Origin of the sequence: Fibrobacter sp. UWB7 (genome assembly GCF_900142945.1) — a bacterium.
Taxonomy (GTDB): Bacteria; Fibrobacterota; Fibrobacteria; order Fibrobacterales; family Fibrobacteraceae; genus Fibrobacter.
In genome coordinates, this window is the sequence record NZ_FRCO01000002.1 from 1 (window position 1) to 14,134 (window position 14,134).

Genomic DNA, 14,134 nt, shown 5'->3' on the forward strand with positions numbered 1-14,134 from the left:
TTCGAAGAGGGTATCGAAAAGACTGTGCGCTGGTACCTGGACAACCAGGAATGGCTGGACAACATCACTAGCGGCGACTACGAAAAGTATTACGAGACGATGTATAAGAATAGGTAATTGTTAAGTCTTTTAAAGCGAAAATCTCCAGCCTGAAGAAATTCGGGCAGGAAATTTGTTTTTCACGGACTTTATAGCTCGGTTATAAATCTTTTATAAGTTTCTGCAATATTGTTCCACGAATATTTGGCTTCTAGACTTTCGATAATGTCTAGTTGTTTTTTCTCGTCAACCAGTCCGTCGGCATACTTTTTTATCAACTTTGACAGGCTTGCTGCATTCCCGTTTTCAAAGAATGTGTCTTCGCCCAAGCCCTCAAGTGTCTCCTTGAAACTAGGTATATCGGAGGTTATAATTAACCGTTTCGTGCTCAGCGCAAGTAAAAGGACTCCGCTTTGCGAAATTTCGCGATAGGGTAGGACGATTATATCCGAATCGGCTATGTATTTGTATAGGTCCTCGTCGGATACATATTCGGGAATGAACTCGATGTTTGCGTTTTGCTTCTTTTCTTTCAATTCGTTCAAGTACGCTCTGCCGAAATCCCGAAGGCGGAACAGAATTCCTGCTTTGTTGTTTCTAGATGGACGATAAACTTGTCAATATACGGCTCGACTTTGGAAAAACGTTCCTTGTAAATTTGCTTGTTCACATCACTGCTGTCGTGCGGGTAGACATTGTGGATTGTCAGCAGGAACTTGGTTTTCGGCGCAGAGAATCGCAGAATTTTAAGGAAGTACTTTTCAATGGAAGAAACCTCGACAAGCGGCAACCACTGCAAATGCAGTATATCCGGTTTCTTTATGGCAACCCGCGCAATAAGATTTATGTAGTTTAAGATGACTGTTAGAGCCTTTATTGCACGGAACGGTTTCCTCTTGCTTTTTTGCAACCTGTGGGGGAGTATGTTAAACAGCCTGCCACAATCAAAATCAACATTTTTTGGATCGATGTTCGGAGCCAGCAGCTTTAGATGGTACACCGGAGGCAACACCTTATGCAACGCCTCGCACAAGGGAATATCGTAAACCGGACTCCGTCCAGAAATGTCAGCCATCAAGTAGGTCATTTTTAATTGATCCAAATCGATAAGTCTGCAAAGTTCCCAAGACTTTTCCGAAGATTTGCATGACCAATCGCGATACCGACACTTGTCAACTGAAAACTCTTCATAGACGATTTTTCCCAAATATCATAAAAATCTGCCATATATGGGCGAATTTCAACAATTTTTGCTTTCATTTCATCTGGGGTCATCTTGTTTTTGCCAAATAGTTCTCTAATGTAATTGGCTTCATTTTCTGAGACAGATTCTGCTGCAATCTTTTTATTTAATTCTTTCAAAGACAATGCTCTTATCTGGTATTTTGTTGGGTCATTCATACATTTCATAATAAATTTTGATATAGATTCCGGAGATAATTTGCCTATATCAAAGTTTTCATTATTAAAACCTTTAGAAAAAATTCCCTGGTAACCGGTTTGCCAAACTTGAGATAACTCAATGCTTCCTATTTGAACTGTTCCGCAGCCGGCATATTCCAAATGTTCATAAGCAGCTCTTGAATCTGCGATAAATTTCATTTGGGGTAAGAGATATTTGTCAAGATATTCTCCAAAAGTCTCTTGGTTTATAATACTATTGTTTACGGTATATCTTAGGATAAATATAACTGACAAAATTGCAATTTGATTTTCCGTAAGTTTGGCAACCGTTCGTATGGATTCGTTAAGGACAATTTGCTTTAAACTGCGTCTAGGCTCCCTGCTTCGGTCAACCAACAAATCAACGAGAATATTTCCCATGTCCGAATCACCGCATTTGGCATATTCCTTTTGGACTGTAAACAAAGAATCCTGGAAATCTGGATCTTTTGCAGAAGCCGACCCGGCAGGATTTTCCTTCATCAATTTTTCGAGGAATGACTGAGTGATTTTATTAGCCCGTTCTTCGGCAACATCCTTCGCTACGCCAACCAATTTCATAAAATTGGCGTTGAACACATCTAGTGCAATTTGCCTAGCTTCGGTATACGGAACTCCGTTAAAGACATTTATATCGTTCCCAGCTTGGAGATTTGTACAATCGTTACCGGTCTTTTGAGTTTGGTCCATTGCGAACTCCTCCATGAATGGTAATCGAACCTTTAGATTGCAAATTCACCGAATTCTTTCCCGACTTTTGGGACTGGGAAGAACCGCCCTTTTTATGCCCTTTTATGAAATAAATAGCAAATGTAATCAACAGGGATAGGAAAAATACACCTATCCCGCTAAAGATCCACTCTTTATTCTTGGCGATAAAATCCAGTATACTCAAAGACGAATCAGGCACGCATGCTCCTCAATTTAGCTTTGTGTTGGGGTACTGTCGGTATAAATCAACATCATTGCTCTATGGCTTGAATACTTCAATGAGAAAATAATAGAAAATTACGGAAATGCTATAATGAACGGATGAAAACAAAAAGTTTCTGACGGACATTTTTGTTAAAGATTTTAATTACCTATTGACATTTTTTCTGAAATAGTATACATTTGGATAGAGACTGGTTGTGTCACTTTATAATCAGTTAAATGCTATATTTGAAGAAGAGGTTCCCGTTATGCCCAATGCACTGCAAATAGCAAATAGACTAATTAAGTATGCCGAAATTGACACAGCGAATGGTGGCGAACGTTTGTCTAATTTGAAGCTCCAAAAGTTGCTATATTACGAGCAGGGCTTTCATTTGGCTATCTTCAATACCCCGTTGTTTACGGACAACGTAGAATCGTGGATGTACGGACCTGTTGTTCCTTCCGTCTATGATTACTATAAAAAATTTGGTAGCAATGGAATTGTTCCAGACGATGATCCGCAACTGATTCAGTTAACCTCACAAGAAGAAGACTTGCTGTTCCAAGTGTACGAACGTTACAAATCATATTCTGCCATAGGATTGATGGACTTAACTCATAGTGAACCTCCATGGATGAACGCAATTCCACACGACAGAGGTACCGTCATCTCCAATGAATCAATGAGAACTTTTTTCCTGCGTCAACTTGATGGCTAAAAAATTAAAGAAATTAACTCCTACGCTTGGTGCTATCAGCAATCCACAAAATGAGGAAATAGTTTTTTCGTTCAAGAACTTGAAATCTTATAGCTACAACACGGCAACGAATGATGGGGCTTTTTTCATTCGCTACCTTGAGCGGTTATCCAAGATTTCTTCCCAAACATGGGCCGCTGCTTATACCACCGACAGGCATGGAATTGCAGGAATAGAGTCTATGAAGGTTGCCTCTCTAACAGAAGCTGCTCGGAATCTAGTCCCTTCTGGAATTGAGAGTCTGATTGTTATGCGTACCTCCGGAGATAATCACGTTTTTTTAGGGCACAGAATTGGGAATATATTCAACGTGATATTCATTGAGCATGAATTCGGAGAAGTCTACAATCACGGGAAATGAAGTCGAAGTCTAATTGAATGGCGACTTTCATTTCCGATAGCCGCCTTTTTGATTATTTTTTTTCAGAGTCGATTCTTTGTTATCGAGTTTCTGAAAAATGCTCCGTGCAACGTTATCTTTCCGTTTTTTTGATGAGATATTTTTTATCCTTGGGTAATTGAAGTTGACTTTAATTGTTTAATAATTGAAAATTTTCTTTAGCAAACCAATTTGCTCTTTTATAAAAATGTCATCATAGCACATTGGAATATTATTCTGAAATTTTTCTATGAGACATTTTACATAAAATTTTATTGTTTTGTTTTTTGTTATTCTTTTTTGCCAGACATCAGTTTGACATTTGTATGTGAAAATTTGCAGTATTGCTTCAAAAATTTGATTGTCTTGTGTTAAAATTTTGGCAAGCATCAAACCGATATACTGTATTAGATTATCTTCTTGGTGTAAAAATTCTGCGTATGAAAATGCTTTGTCAAAATTATTTCTGAGATTTTGATCGGATGCTGTATTTAGCCAATCATATTTTAAGATCTTCCTAGCATTGTTTTTATAATTAGGACTTAATAGATCGAGACATTCTTTAACAAATTCTTCTTGTTCTGCGTGTAAGTCTGATGCTGCTTCTTGTATGATTTCGTAATAATTGTCTAAATTCCATTCGAATAGAGAACTACAATCTCTATAATTGTCATTAATTTGTCGTTTGATTCTTGGTGTTATGGTTTGGCAAATTAGACAAAGGTCTTTTACTGTAAGTTTATTTATTTTATGTAAAATGTCAATGAAATCACATATAGGCCATTCCGCGGAACTCTCCATGTTGTAGTTTTTTGTTGTAATGAGATTTAATAATTTAGATTTTAATTTTGTTGAATAGCACTCTTTGACGAAATATGGATTGATATTTAAAGACATTTTATCAGAGAGATGTTTTTTTGCAAAATCTTTTATTGTTGGGTCTTGAAAATAGTGTGCATCAAGAATTAGGTACAATGATCTGTCAATATTTTTCTTAAGTTTTTTCTTGATTTGTGATGAATGAAAATATTTTTTCAAAAAATCATTCATTTGTGTATTTTGGAGAAGCTTGTCATAATAAGATTGATAACCAGAAAATGCGTCTGATCCTTCAGCCAATTTGCGTTCAATAACCCAGTCTAGGAATTGTTTGTATATTTTCTCGTCGTTGATGTTTGCTAAAAAATTTAAAAAAGGGTTGTATATTCCCCAAATACGACCTTTATCAACAAGTTGTTCTAGGACGCTTTGCTGTGCTCCTTGCTCGAAAAAGTGCTTGTAAAAGAAATCAAAATATTTTTGTTGAAAAGCGGTGTCAGCCCTTTTTGTAAGTTCATCCATTATGTAACAATAGGATTTGAGGTCTTCTTTATTTTCTATTTTTATTTTGAAAATTTCGAAGGCTTTGTTGAAAATGTAATCTTTTTGTGTTGAATTGATGTTCCTACAAATAGCTGGTATAACGCATTGTAAGAAATCTTCATCTGAACTGTGTCCATAATAGGGAATTGCTAAAGAAAACAGATATAATAAATAATCAGATTTGTTGGTGCTATTTTCAATAAGTTTTATAAAATCTTTTTCTGGTAAGAAAAAATACATTGATAGGGATGTATACTCAAAGAAATTTATAATTCTTTTTGAAGAAAGACTCCAAAAGTTATCTGTAGAAAGAGTTATTGTATTTTGATATCTTTTTTTTGAATTTGGCCGAATTGATTCGTTATTTTGTTTTTGGGATAGGTTTTTTATAAAATCGTAGGGATAATCGCATTTTTTGTTTTTTAATGCATCGAGTTCAGATTGAACGTGTTGGGGATATTCTTTTCCTGAATTTCGCAAGTAAGAAGCGTAGTACAAAAGAATAAATGTGTGCAATTGTGAATATTCGTTGTTGTTGCTCGCATGTGATGCTTGCTCGAATAAGTTTTCAATTTGCGTAGAATGACTGCTGTGAAAACGGAAATTTTCAAACGCTATTAAGGCATTGATTTTCCCTAGCAAAAAACGAGGATTTGCTTTTATTCTATTTTCAATGTCCCATTTATTTAGAAGGTTAGTTAATTTTTTGTACTCCAATTTCTTGATAAAAAATTTACTTTTGTAATAGAATGTTAAATCATCTTTTTCTCGGCCGATTATTTCAGCGAATTTGTTAATTTGATTTTCGTCTCCATAATCGACGTAGTGTTTGAAAATTAACTCTGCAAATTCGTTAGCCTTTTTTAAAAAGTATTTTTTCTCTATATATCGCTTAATAATGCTGTTAATCTGGGTTGATGTGAATAATTGTGATAATGAAAAAAAATTGTTGATGCACCATGTATAAATGAAAAAATATTCATGTTCAGTCCATTTTTCTATTTGTGAAAAAACGGGCTGTATTCTTCTTACAATTATTTGGCTATATGGTAAGTTGATGAATCTAAATCGTGGTAATTTTGGATATTCCCGAATAAATTTTAATAGAGAATTTTCATCTGTGCTGTTTATGAAATTTTGCAACAAATATCTTTCCCTTTTATATTTATTAGAATCCTGTATAGAACGTATTTTCTCTTTTTTCGGGGTGAAAAATTTAAATATTTGAGAAAATTTTTCTCGTATAGGTTGATTGTTTGCTTTTGGACTATTTTTTTCAAAATCTTTACTGATACATTTTAATACGTCATCTATCTTTAAAGGTATGATGTAGTTGTTTTCAAAAAATTGGATTTCATCTTCGTCATGTTTTTCTGTTTTTGTATCAAAAAGAAAAATTGGATTCAAATTTTTCTTTTCTCCACCTTTTGTCATCATTCTTTTTAATTCTTTTATCCAAAATCTGAAGTTCCAATCATTGCCGGAGAAACCGAATAGACAAAGAGAATTCTCTAACATTTTAACTCTCATGAAGTTTGAGAATCCTTCATGATTTATATGATAATTGTTGTAGTCGCTATCAGTTATTATGTAAAGATGATCGAAGCAACCATCAAATTTGTAGCTGTCTTTTGCTGTTGGATTTTCTCTTATTGAACCATGTATTTTTATAATTCTTTTTTTATTGTTGATTCTCAAATCTTTTGCATTTGTAACTAAACTATACTGGTTAGTTGCTTTATTAGCTTCTTCCAACAGGCAATCCCAGTTTGTTGTTATAATGTCGCACCAGTTGAGATTCAATAATTCTTGATGAATATCAAGATTTAGTTTAGAGCTTTGAATCTCAGATATGTGCTTTTCTAGGTAAATGTCTAAAGATTCACGCATTCCTTTAAATTTTTCATATTCTGAGGCAATGGATGGTTCACCCATTCTGTGAATTATTTTAGCAATATCTTTTTTATAAGTGTCATTATCGCTTGCTGTATTTTTTGGGGGTGGGTACATTTCTGAATATGCGTCTGTCAATAATGTTGCCCAATCGGGAAACTTTGAATTTGCATTTTTACTAAAACCTGCGCCTACTATAGCTGAGATGGATTGATGCTGTAATCTATTTTGAATGTATGCTAGGCAAAAGTTAATTTCGTTTTTCTTCTTTTTTTGACTGTTAAACTCATTAAAAAAATCAAAATCTTTGCTTTCAAAAGCAGGATAGATATTTGTGTATTTTTCCGAATTAGACATCTGGATAGTCCTTTTTACAAGTTTCTTGAAATAATATAATATAACATCTCGGATAAATCATCAGATTTTGAAGTCCCGAAAGAGTGCTTATGTTTTTTTGTTAATGCATGATGTGCATATTCTTTGTCGAATAGACGCTTTTCCTGTTGCGAATAATGAACAAGTAAAATAACTCTTTGATATTTTAAAAGTAGAACTGAAAAATACAGAGTACTAAGCTGAGCAAAGGAGTATGAAAATTAGGGGGAATGTCAATCAAATAGTGTCATCGTTCGTTGTTTGATTACATGAGTAAAGTTGTAAAATTTTTAATCGAACCTTATACATTGTTGCTGAACGATTAAGATTCAGTTCGTCAAGGGCGTGGTACGTTTTTTATGTTGCAATATGCCAGATATACAAGGGAATTGTCGGAAATGAACACGCTCGCCGCTACCTCGCTGACTGCGGCTTGCCCAAGGAACGCACATACGTAACCGGCAGCCCCATGGCCGAAGTCTTGCACAAGAACTTGTCTGCAATCGAGGCTAGCGACATTCACAAACGTCTCGGGCTCGAAAAGGGCAAGTACATTTTGCTCAGCGCCCACCGCGAAGAAAACATCGACACCGAAAAGAACTTCACGAGCCTCTTTACCGCCATCAACAAGATGGCCGAAAAGTACGACATGCCGATTCTGTACAGCTGCCACCCGCGCAGCCGTAACCGCCTTGCAGCCTCGGGCTTCAAGCTCGACAAGCGCGTGATTCAGCACGAACCGCTCGGATTCCACGATTACAACTGCTTGCAGATGAACGCATTCGCCGTCGTGAGCGACAGCGGCACGCTCCTCGAAGAAAGCTCCTTCTTCACAAGCGTCGGTCACCCGTTCCCGGCAATCTGCATCCGCACCAGCACGGAACGCCCCGAAGCGCTTGACAAAGCCTGCTTCTTTATCGCCGGCATTGACGAAAAGTCCCTCTTGCAGGCTGTCGACACCGCCGTCACGATGAACAAGAACGGCGACTACGGCATCCCCGTGCCGGACTACATCGAAGAAAACGTCTCGACCAAGGTCGTGAAGATCATCCAGAGCTACACCGGCATCGTCAACAAGATGGTCTGGCGAAAGTTCTAGAATCTTGCTCTTGAAATTGAAAGAGTCCCGCTATGGCGGGACTCTTTGCGTTAGGGATCGAAGCCCGTAGGGCCGGGAGGGCCGCTCGTATCCCGCGCTCGGCCCTCTAGTCTGAAAAATTGCGGCGTGAGGCCGCAATTTTATGCCGCGAGAGCCCGCCCCTGCGCAGCAGGGAACGCCCGGTGTCGAATGCGGTGGCCGCCTATGCGAAGGACGAGTTGTAAGCGTCCCCATAATTAGGACTGTTCATAACTAGACAAAAGGCAATTCCGCCTGCGTCAAAATGCTACCTTTGGTAGCAAAGGAACAGCCATGAAGAAACTGACTCATTCCGAATCGGAAATCGTCAAAAGCGTAAACGAACTTGATGCCAGCCAGCTAAAAAAGCTCAAGGAACTCGAAGAAGAGAACGCCAAGCTCAAAAAGATGTACGCCAATCTCGCCCTGGACAACGAAATTCTCCGCGAGGTTATCGAAAAAAAACTCTAGAGACGAACGTCGTATTGGCCATGCTTGCATGAGCCAATATGACTGAGGCGAATTGGCGATTCATTTCAACAAGCGAAAGCCGTTGCGCATTCCATACCGGCATCCCGCTTGATTCGGTTCATGGAGGAAATCATTTGGGAGAAAGGCAAAACGAGCAACGTTCGCTGTGACAACGGCCCAGAATTTTTGTATACTTTAAACCAGTCCTAAAAATGGGTAGCTGACAAGGGCTTTGATGAGTGCGAAAAAGTGGTTGTTCGGAAAAACCGAACAACCAACTCATTTTATGGGAAAATGAGTTCTTTTATGAAGCGTTATTGTTTCTGTACTGATTCCTTGTCTAGTTCTGAAAGCACCGCCCTGATCATCTCTAGTGCTTTATCGACACTAATTTTGTTATTCAAAACGTGAAGAATTACTCCATAGATGTAGCCAAGAGTTTTCATTGTTTTATCTTTTCCTTTTGTTTATCGTTGTCTGTATGGTGCGGCCAAGCCGTCCAATCGTTTCCATTAGCTTTTTTGATGATACTAATGGACTTTCGCTAAAGTAACTACAATTGAGGGTGGGATATGTCTTTTCGATGAACCAGATTTGGTCAATGTCAGCTACCCATGTCTTCGGAATCGAAGCGTTTCAGAAGAATTATACATAAAACGTGAATTTTGCGAGAAAAAATCTCGTAAAACATTGACTTTTTGCTGTTTTTTGCTATATTATGGTACAGGAGATGATATATGCTGCTGAATTTTACCGTTTCGAATTGGAAATCCTTCAAGGAAAAGACGTCTTTGTCCATGATTGCGAGCAAGGAAAAACAGCATGCGAACCACATTCAGTATTTGCCGGAATACAAGCTGAATGTTTTGCCGATTGCTGTTGTTTTTGGAGCTAACGCTGCAGGTAAGTCTAACCTGGTCAAGGCCATCGATTTTGCAGTGGGGCAGATAACCTCTACCGATTTTGACCCCTATCACAAGGAGCCGGTGGATTCGTTCAGGATTGACCCTGAAAATGTCTCGAAAAACAGTGAATTCGAGTTCACGTTCACGATTGATGACCGGATGTATCATTACCATTTTGCACTTAGCCATGAAGGCTTTGTTGCTTGGGAAAAACTTGAACGAGCTCGTGGCAAACGCTTGAAGGCCGTGTTTGAACGTGATGAAAATGGAATGTTCAGTTTCGAACCCTCCATGCCGAAGGAAGCTCGTAATGCGATTCAGGGAACCCTGAAGCAGCGGCTTGCTCTGTCTTATATGCAGATTCAAGATGTTCCCGGCCTTGAAGAACTTAAAAAGATTTATTTCTGGTTCCGTTTCAAGCTCGTTGTGCTTACGCCGACCAGCCGCCTTATTCGCTTTACGGACAAGACTATGCCGACGGACAAGCTTTCTATGGTTTTGCATAAGCTGGATACCAGCATCGAGAAGATAGACTTTAAGCCTTTTGAGGAATATTCGAACTTTTTCGCAAAGGATTACATTGCCGAGATTGTCAGGGTGCTTTCTTCGGGAACCATCAATGTCTTGGCGATGGGGAACAACGATGATTTTTATCGGTTTGAATTCCAGAACGGAGAGCTTAAATGTTACAAGATGATTTCGTATCATCGTGGTGTGGATGGTTCGCTGGTCCCGTTTGAAATTTCCGAGAATTCCGACGGTACACGCCGGTGCCTGCACCTGTTCCCGGCTTTCAACGATCTGGTTTCACTAGGTTCGGACTGTTGCTATGTCATTGATGAGCTTGATCGGAGCCTGCATACCAATCTGGTAAAGCAACTGCTAGCTTCATTCCTTGAAACTAGGAACCAGGATACCCGTTCGCAATTGGTGCTGACGAACCACGATATTGAACAAATGGACCAGGATGTTTTGCGTCGCGATGAAATTTGGATTGCCGAACGTAATGCCGAATTTGGGGCGACGGAATTGTCTTCGCTTGATGAATTCATCATAAAGGAAGCCAAGATTCGTAAGGACCGAAACTTGCCCAAGTTGTATCTTGACGGCTGTCTTGGCGGCGTACCGAATATCGAATCTTATGCCAATCTGTTTGATTACGCAAGTGGGGAATCGGATGGGTAACGACGAGAAAAGATTTAACGAGTTAATCGCGGGTATGCGCCGTTCCAGCAAGACGAAACCACTTGCGACGCCACGGCCCATTCAGACGCAAAAGACTCCATGTTCTTCTTGGAACGAAGTTGGTATTGGTTTTCAGTTGAAGTCGGTGAAGCCATTTATTCCGGCGGAGAGTGTGGATGCACCGATTTTGTGCCAGAAAAAAGAGGCGGAGCTTGTTGCTGCAGTAGTTGGGTTGCTGAAGGCCAATCCGGTAGTCTTGGGGCCGGATGGCGTTGCCGTGCATTTGGATGTTCCGGACCGTGATCCTGAAAAATCCGAACATGAAGCGAATGAATGCAGGACGATTGAGTTTCGTGCAAAGCACCTGTGTGGCGGTCATGAGTACCGTTTCGATATTCGACGAGCCCAATATGCGGGGTGTATCGTTGAAACATTGAGAAGTCCGGCGATTATTGCTGAAGGAAATGACAGGCGTTTTTATTTGCGCCGTTATAAGGATAGAACTCTGCATGTGGTTATCTCGTCATTGCCTGTTGGGGGAGAGTCTTCTGTTGTTGGGGTGGCTTACGAGAAAAATAGCGACCTTGTTACGCAATACCCGAACATTCCGGTGCTGACATCGGGAAATTCTAGACGATGGAATCCGGAAAATGCACAGGTGATTTATAAGAACGGGAATATTTAAATATGATACTTAAAAGAGATGACGCCTTTACTGTCGTCTGCGAATTAAAAACGCCTAAGGAAGACGGATCCTATGTTGTAGGAACGGGAATTTTTGTCACTTCGCCAGCTAGAAATGGTAATGTATTCTTGTGGATAGTTACTGCCAACCACGTTGCAAAAGAGACAAACGAAAAGACACAACCAACCACCTCTAATATACAGTTCTTAAATGGGAGAAAATTTTTACCCATGGATCATTTTAATCTAAAACAAGAATCTGTTTCTAGAGATTTTGAGTTAACATGCATCGGATTTCCTAGAGGCTTAGGTACAGAAGGATTATTTTCCCCATTTACATTTCGCTCATTTGCTTCATCTGGATTTTTCAGATATCCTAGATTTGATACGAAACAGGAATGCATTTTTTTCTGCCTAGAAAATCCAAGTGTTGGCGGTTATTCTGGTGGTCCCATTTTAGATTTGGGTTATTCCACAAATGGCGTGTTTGAAATGAAAAAAGAAAAAACGCTGTGTCATGGGATTATGCACGGAACAATGTGTGACGACACTGGAGGAAAAATTGCTATGGTTACCCCTGCTTTTTATTTGAAAGACGTTATTGGGATTGTATAAACATTAATTTTGTTGTCTTGAGCGATTTTTAGGAATCGCGTCTCCCGCGTTCCGCGTTAGGCCCCCTGCCATTTGCAGTCCCTCTTGTTGCTGAAATAAGGCGTACGAGAATAAGGCCACAGAAAATTCCAGCAAAAAACGGGGCGGACCTATTGACAGCCGTCTCGTGTTTGTGTATATTTAATAGTGAACAAATGTGTATCTTTATACCTTGCGGTTTTTGCTTGTCCGCAAGGAAGGAGTTGAAAATGAACAAAAAAGAGCCTGTTGTGTTGAATTCTGAGGTAGAAATGAGCAAAACGTTGCAGATTCGCAATAGTACCATCGATTTCTTGGTGTTTACCAAGCAGAATTCTCAGGATTCGATAGAAGTGCGCATCCAGGACGAAAATGTGTGGCTCACGCAGGACTGAGTTTCAAGGCTGTTCGATGTCGAAAGGTTCGTAGTCACCAAGCACTTAAAGAACGTTTTTGAGACCAACGAGTTGGAAGAAATTTCAGTATGTGCAAAATTTGCACATACTGCCGCCGACGGCAAGACTTACAATACCAAATTCTACAATCTCGATGCGATAATTTCGGTGGGATACCGCGTGAATTCTATCCGCGCATTACAGCCGGGATGCCGTCACGACAAGGGATTTTTTCGCAAATGTGCAGAACAAGTTGCACTGGGCTATCCACCGGCATACAGCTGCCGAACTCATTATGGAACGCGCCGATGCGAAAAAGACGCACATGGGCTTGACGACTTGGCGCAAGGCGCCTGACGGGAAAATCGAGAAGTCGGATGTCAGCATTGCGAAGATCAGGCGAAACGGCAGATTCCCATGACGATGGAAGATTGGGCGCTTCGCCTCAACAAGTTCCTGAATGAAGCGAAAGCGATTGAAGAAAAGAAGTGAAAACTTCGTGCCGCGAGAGCCTGCCCCTGCGCAGCAGGGAACGCCCGTGATTTCTTGATGTCGACAATAGTTGCATGAGATCCCGGCACAAGGCCGGGATGACATGGGGGAGGGGCTATTGACAATCGCCATGCATTTGTGTATATTTAGTGGTGAACAAATGTGTATATACTTTGTGAGGGACGGGAATTCTGTCTAGGCTGTCGAAGACAGGCTTGCGCTTTTGTTCGGATTAATGTATATTTCGCTAGAAGGTAAAACATGGCAACATCGAGCATAAAGAAGAACTTTAACGTGGTCGGGACCAGGCAACTGGAGTCCTTCGTTAAGGCTGTGGACCGCTCCCTGAAGGCCCCTGTTTCCGTCAGCCGCGTCAAGGCCGATGTTCTAAGCGGAGTTTACAGTTTGAGAAAACTAGCTCTCCTTAGAAAGAAACATGGCTTCTAAATCTTATTTTGTCGTAAACATCATGGAGTATCTATGTGATGCTCCCATGGAAGAGATCTTGTCGGATCTCTGCGCTCTCTATGAATGCCCTCTGAACAAGGACGTCGAGAGTTTCTTGAAGAAGTCGGCTGTCGATTTCGCTAAAAAGCACCAAGCTGTGAGTTATCTCGTCTTTTCTCAAAAGAATGGTGCGTTTCTGGGATATTTCTCGCTGGCGATTAAGACCATTTCGGTAAAGGCGCAAAATGTGTCCCGGACGGTCCAGAGAAAACTTTCTCGAATGAGCACGCTGGATGAAGGGGAATACAATATTCCGGCGTACCTTATTGCCCAACTTGGCAAGAACTTCCAGCCGGGGCTTAACGACTCGATTACAGGAGAGGAATTGCTGTCGCTAGCTATGGAGCAAATTTCGCTGCTCCAGCATAGGGTTGGGGGTGTCCTTTGCGTTCTGGAGTGTGAAAACAAGAAGAAACTCCTAGACTTCTATTGTGCGCAGAACCATTTTGTCGAGTTTGGGACGAGGAACGCCAAGGCCACGGACAAGACTCTTTTGCAACTGCTGAAGACAATTTGAAGTTAAGCAGAGCGCGGCGCGAATTGTTAAGCTGAAGGTCTAAGGCGACAGAGTCTCGTTTCCC

The 14,134-nt window shown here is 40.2% G+C and carries 12 protein-coding genes and 4 pseudogenes; 11 read left to right on the forward strand and 5 right to left on the reverse strand.

Annotated elements, in window-relative coordinates:
• Positions 1–117, forward strand: a pseudogene (locus BUC30_RS16500) (dTDP-glucose 4,6-dehydratase); the annotation flags it as partial.
• 71 nt (positions 118–188) lie between these two features.
• Here the strand turns inward: BUC30_RS16500 and BUC30_RS05500 are convergent.
• Genes BUC30_RS05500 through BUC30_RS05515 form a run of 4 tightly spaced genes read right to left on the reverse strand, consistent with a single transcriptional unit; the run spans position 189 to position 2,392 of the window.
• Positions 189–584, reverse strand: coding sequence for a glycosyltransferase (locus BUC30_RS05500; RefSeq protein WP_073423938.1), 396 nt, complete (start codon positions 582–584; stop codon positions 189–191).
• Positions 581–1,126, reverse strand: a complete 546-nt coding sequence (locus tag BUC30_RS05505; RefSeq protein ID WP_073423939.1) for a glycosyltransferase family protein — start codon at positions 1,124–1,126, stop codon at positions 581–583. Before BUC30_RS05505 ends, BUC30_RS05500 begins: the two co-directional genes overlap by 4 nt.
• Before the next feature lie 2 nt (positions 1,127–1,128).
• Positions 1,129–2,172 (reverse strand): LPO_1073/Vpar_1526 family protein, encoded by a 1,044-nt coding sequence (locus tag BUC30_RS05510; RefSeq protein WP_073423940.1) that lies wholly within the window; start codon positions 2,170–2,172, stop codon positions 1,129–1,131.
• Entirely contained in the window at positions 2,147–2,392 is a 246-nt protein-coding gene (locus BUC30_RS05515) for a hypothetical protein (protein WP_211518005.1), read from the reverse strand. The genes BUC30_RS05510 and BUC30_RS05515 overlap by 26 nt, the downstream gene beginning before the upstream one ends.
• Positions 2,393–2,612: 220 nt before the next feature.
• Here BUC30_RS05515 and BUC30_RS05520 point away from each other — a divergent pair, with 220 nt between their 5' ends.
• Both BUC30_RS05520 and BUC30_RS05525 read left to right on the forward strand, forming a co-directional pair.
• Positions 2,613–3,116, forward strand: coding sequence for a Panacea domain-containing protein (locus BUC30_RS05520; RefSeq protein ID WP_211518006.1), 504 nt, complete (start codon positions 2,613–2,615; stop codon positions 3,114–3,116).
• Positions 3,109–3,516 carry a hypothetical protein gene (locus BUC30_RS05525; RefSeq protein ID WP_073423941.1) on the forward strand — a complete coding sequence of 136 codons (408 nt, stop codon included), beginning with the start codon at positions 3,109–3,111 and terminating at the stop codon, positions 3,514–3,516. The genes BUC30_RS05520 and BUC30_RS05525 overlap by 8 nt, the downstream gene beginning before the upstream one ends.
• Positions 3,517–3,693: 177 nt before the next feature.
• Here BUC30_RS05525 and BUC30_RS05530 read toward each other — a convergent pair whose 3' ends face one another.
• Positions 3,694–7,146, reverse strand: coding sequence for an SIR2 family protein (locus BUC30_RS05530; RefSeq protein WP_073423942.1), 3,453 nt, complete (start codon positions 7,144–7,146; stop codon positions 3,694–3,696).
• Between the two features lie 415 nt (positions 7,147–7,561).
• On the opposite strand from BUC30_RS05530, the pseudogene BUC30_RS05535 reads away from it, so the two are divergent.
• The 8 genes and pseudogenes from BUC30_RS05535 to BUC30_RS05570 all read left to right on the forward strand — a co-directional run.
• A pseudogene (locus BUC30_RS05535) lies at positions 7,562–8,263 on the forward strand (UDP-N-acetylglucosamine 2-epimerase); the annotation flags it as partial.
• A gap of 369 nt (positions 8,264–8,632) precedes the next feature.
• Positions 8,633–8,746, forward strand: a pseudogene (locus tag BUC30_RS16285) (IS3 family transposase); the annotation flags it as partial.
• A gap of 743 nt (positions 8,747–9,489) precedes the next feature.
• Positions 9,490–10,842, forward strand: coding sequence for an AAA family ATPase (locus tag BUC30_RS05540; protein ID WP_073423943.1), 1,353 nt, complete (start codon positions 9,490–9,492; stop codon positions 10,840–10,842).
• Positions 10,835–11,527 carry a hypothetical protein gene (locus BUC30_RS05545; protein WP_073423944.1) on the forward strand — a complete coding sequence of 231 codons (693 nt, stop codon included), beginning with the start codon at positions 10,835–10,837 and terminating at the stop codon, positions 11,525–11,527. Before BUC30_RS05540 ends, BUC30_RS05545 begins: the two co-directional genes overlap by 8 nt.
• 2 nt (positions 11,528–11,529) lie before the next feature.
• Positions 11,530–12,141 (forward strand): hypothetical protein, encoded by a 612-nt coding sequence (locus tag BUC30_RS05550; RefSeq protein WP_073423945.1) that lies wholly within the window; start codon positions 11,530–11,532, stop codon positions 12,139–12,141.
• Positions 12,142–12,431: 290 nt separating this feature from the next.
• Positions 12,432–13,013 (forward strand): annotated as a pseudogene (gene rhuM / locus BUC30_RS16505) (RhuM family protein); the annotation flags it as partial.
• 294 nt (positions 13,014–13,307) lie between these two features.
• Positions 13,308–13,493 (forward strand): hypothetical protein, encoded by a 186-nt coding sequence (locus tag BUC30_RS05565; protein WP_073191747.1) that lies wholly within the window; start codon positions 13,308–13,310, stop codon positions 13,491–13,493.
• The gene (locus tag BUC30_RS05570; protein ID WP_073423946.1) at positions 13,483–14,070 is read left to right on the forward strand and encodes a hypothetical protein; all 588 of its coding nucleotides are present in this window, start codon (positions 13,483–13,485) and stop codon (positions 14,068–14,070) included. Before BUC30_RS05565 ends, BUC30_RS05570 begins: the two co-directional genes overlap by 11 nt.
• The last annotated feature ends 64 nt before the right edge of the window (positions 14,071–14,134 follow it).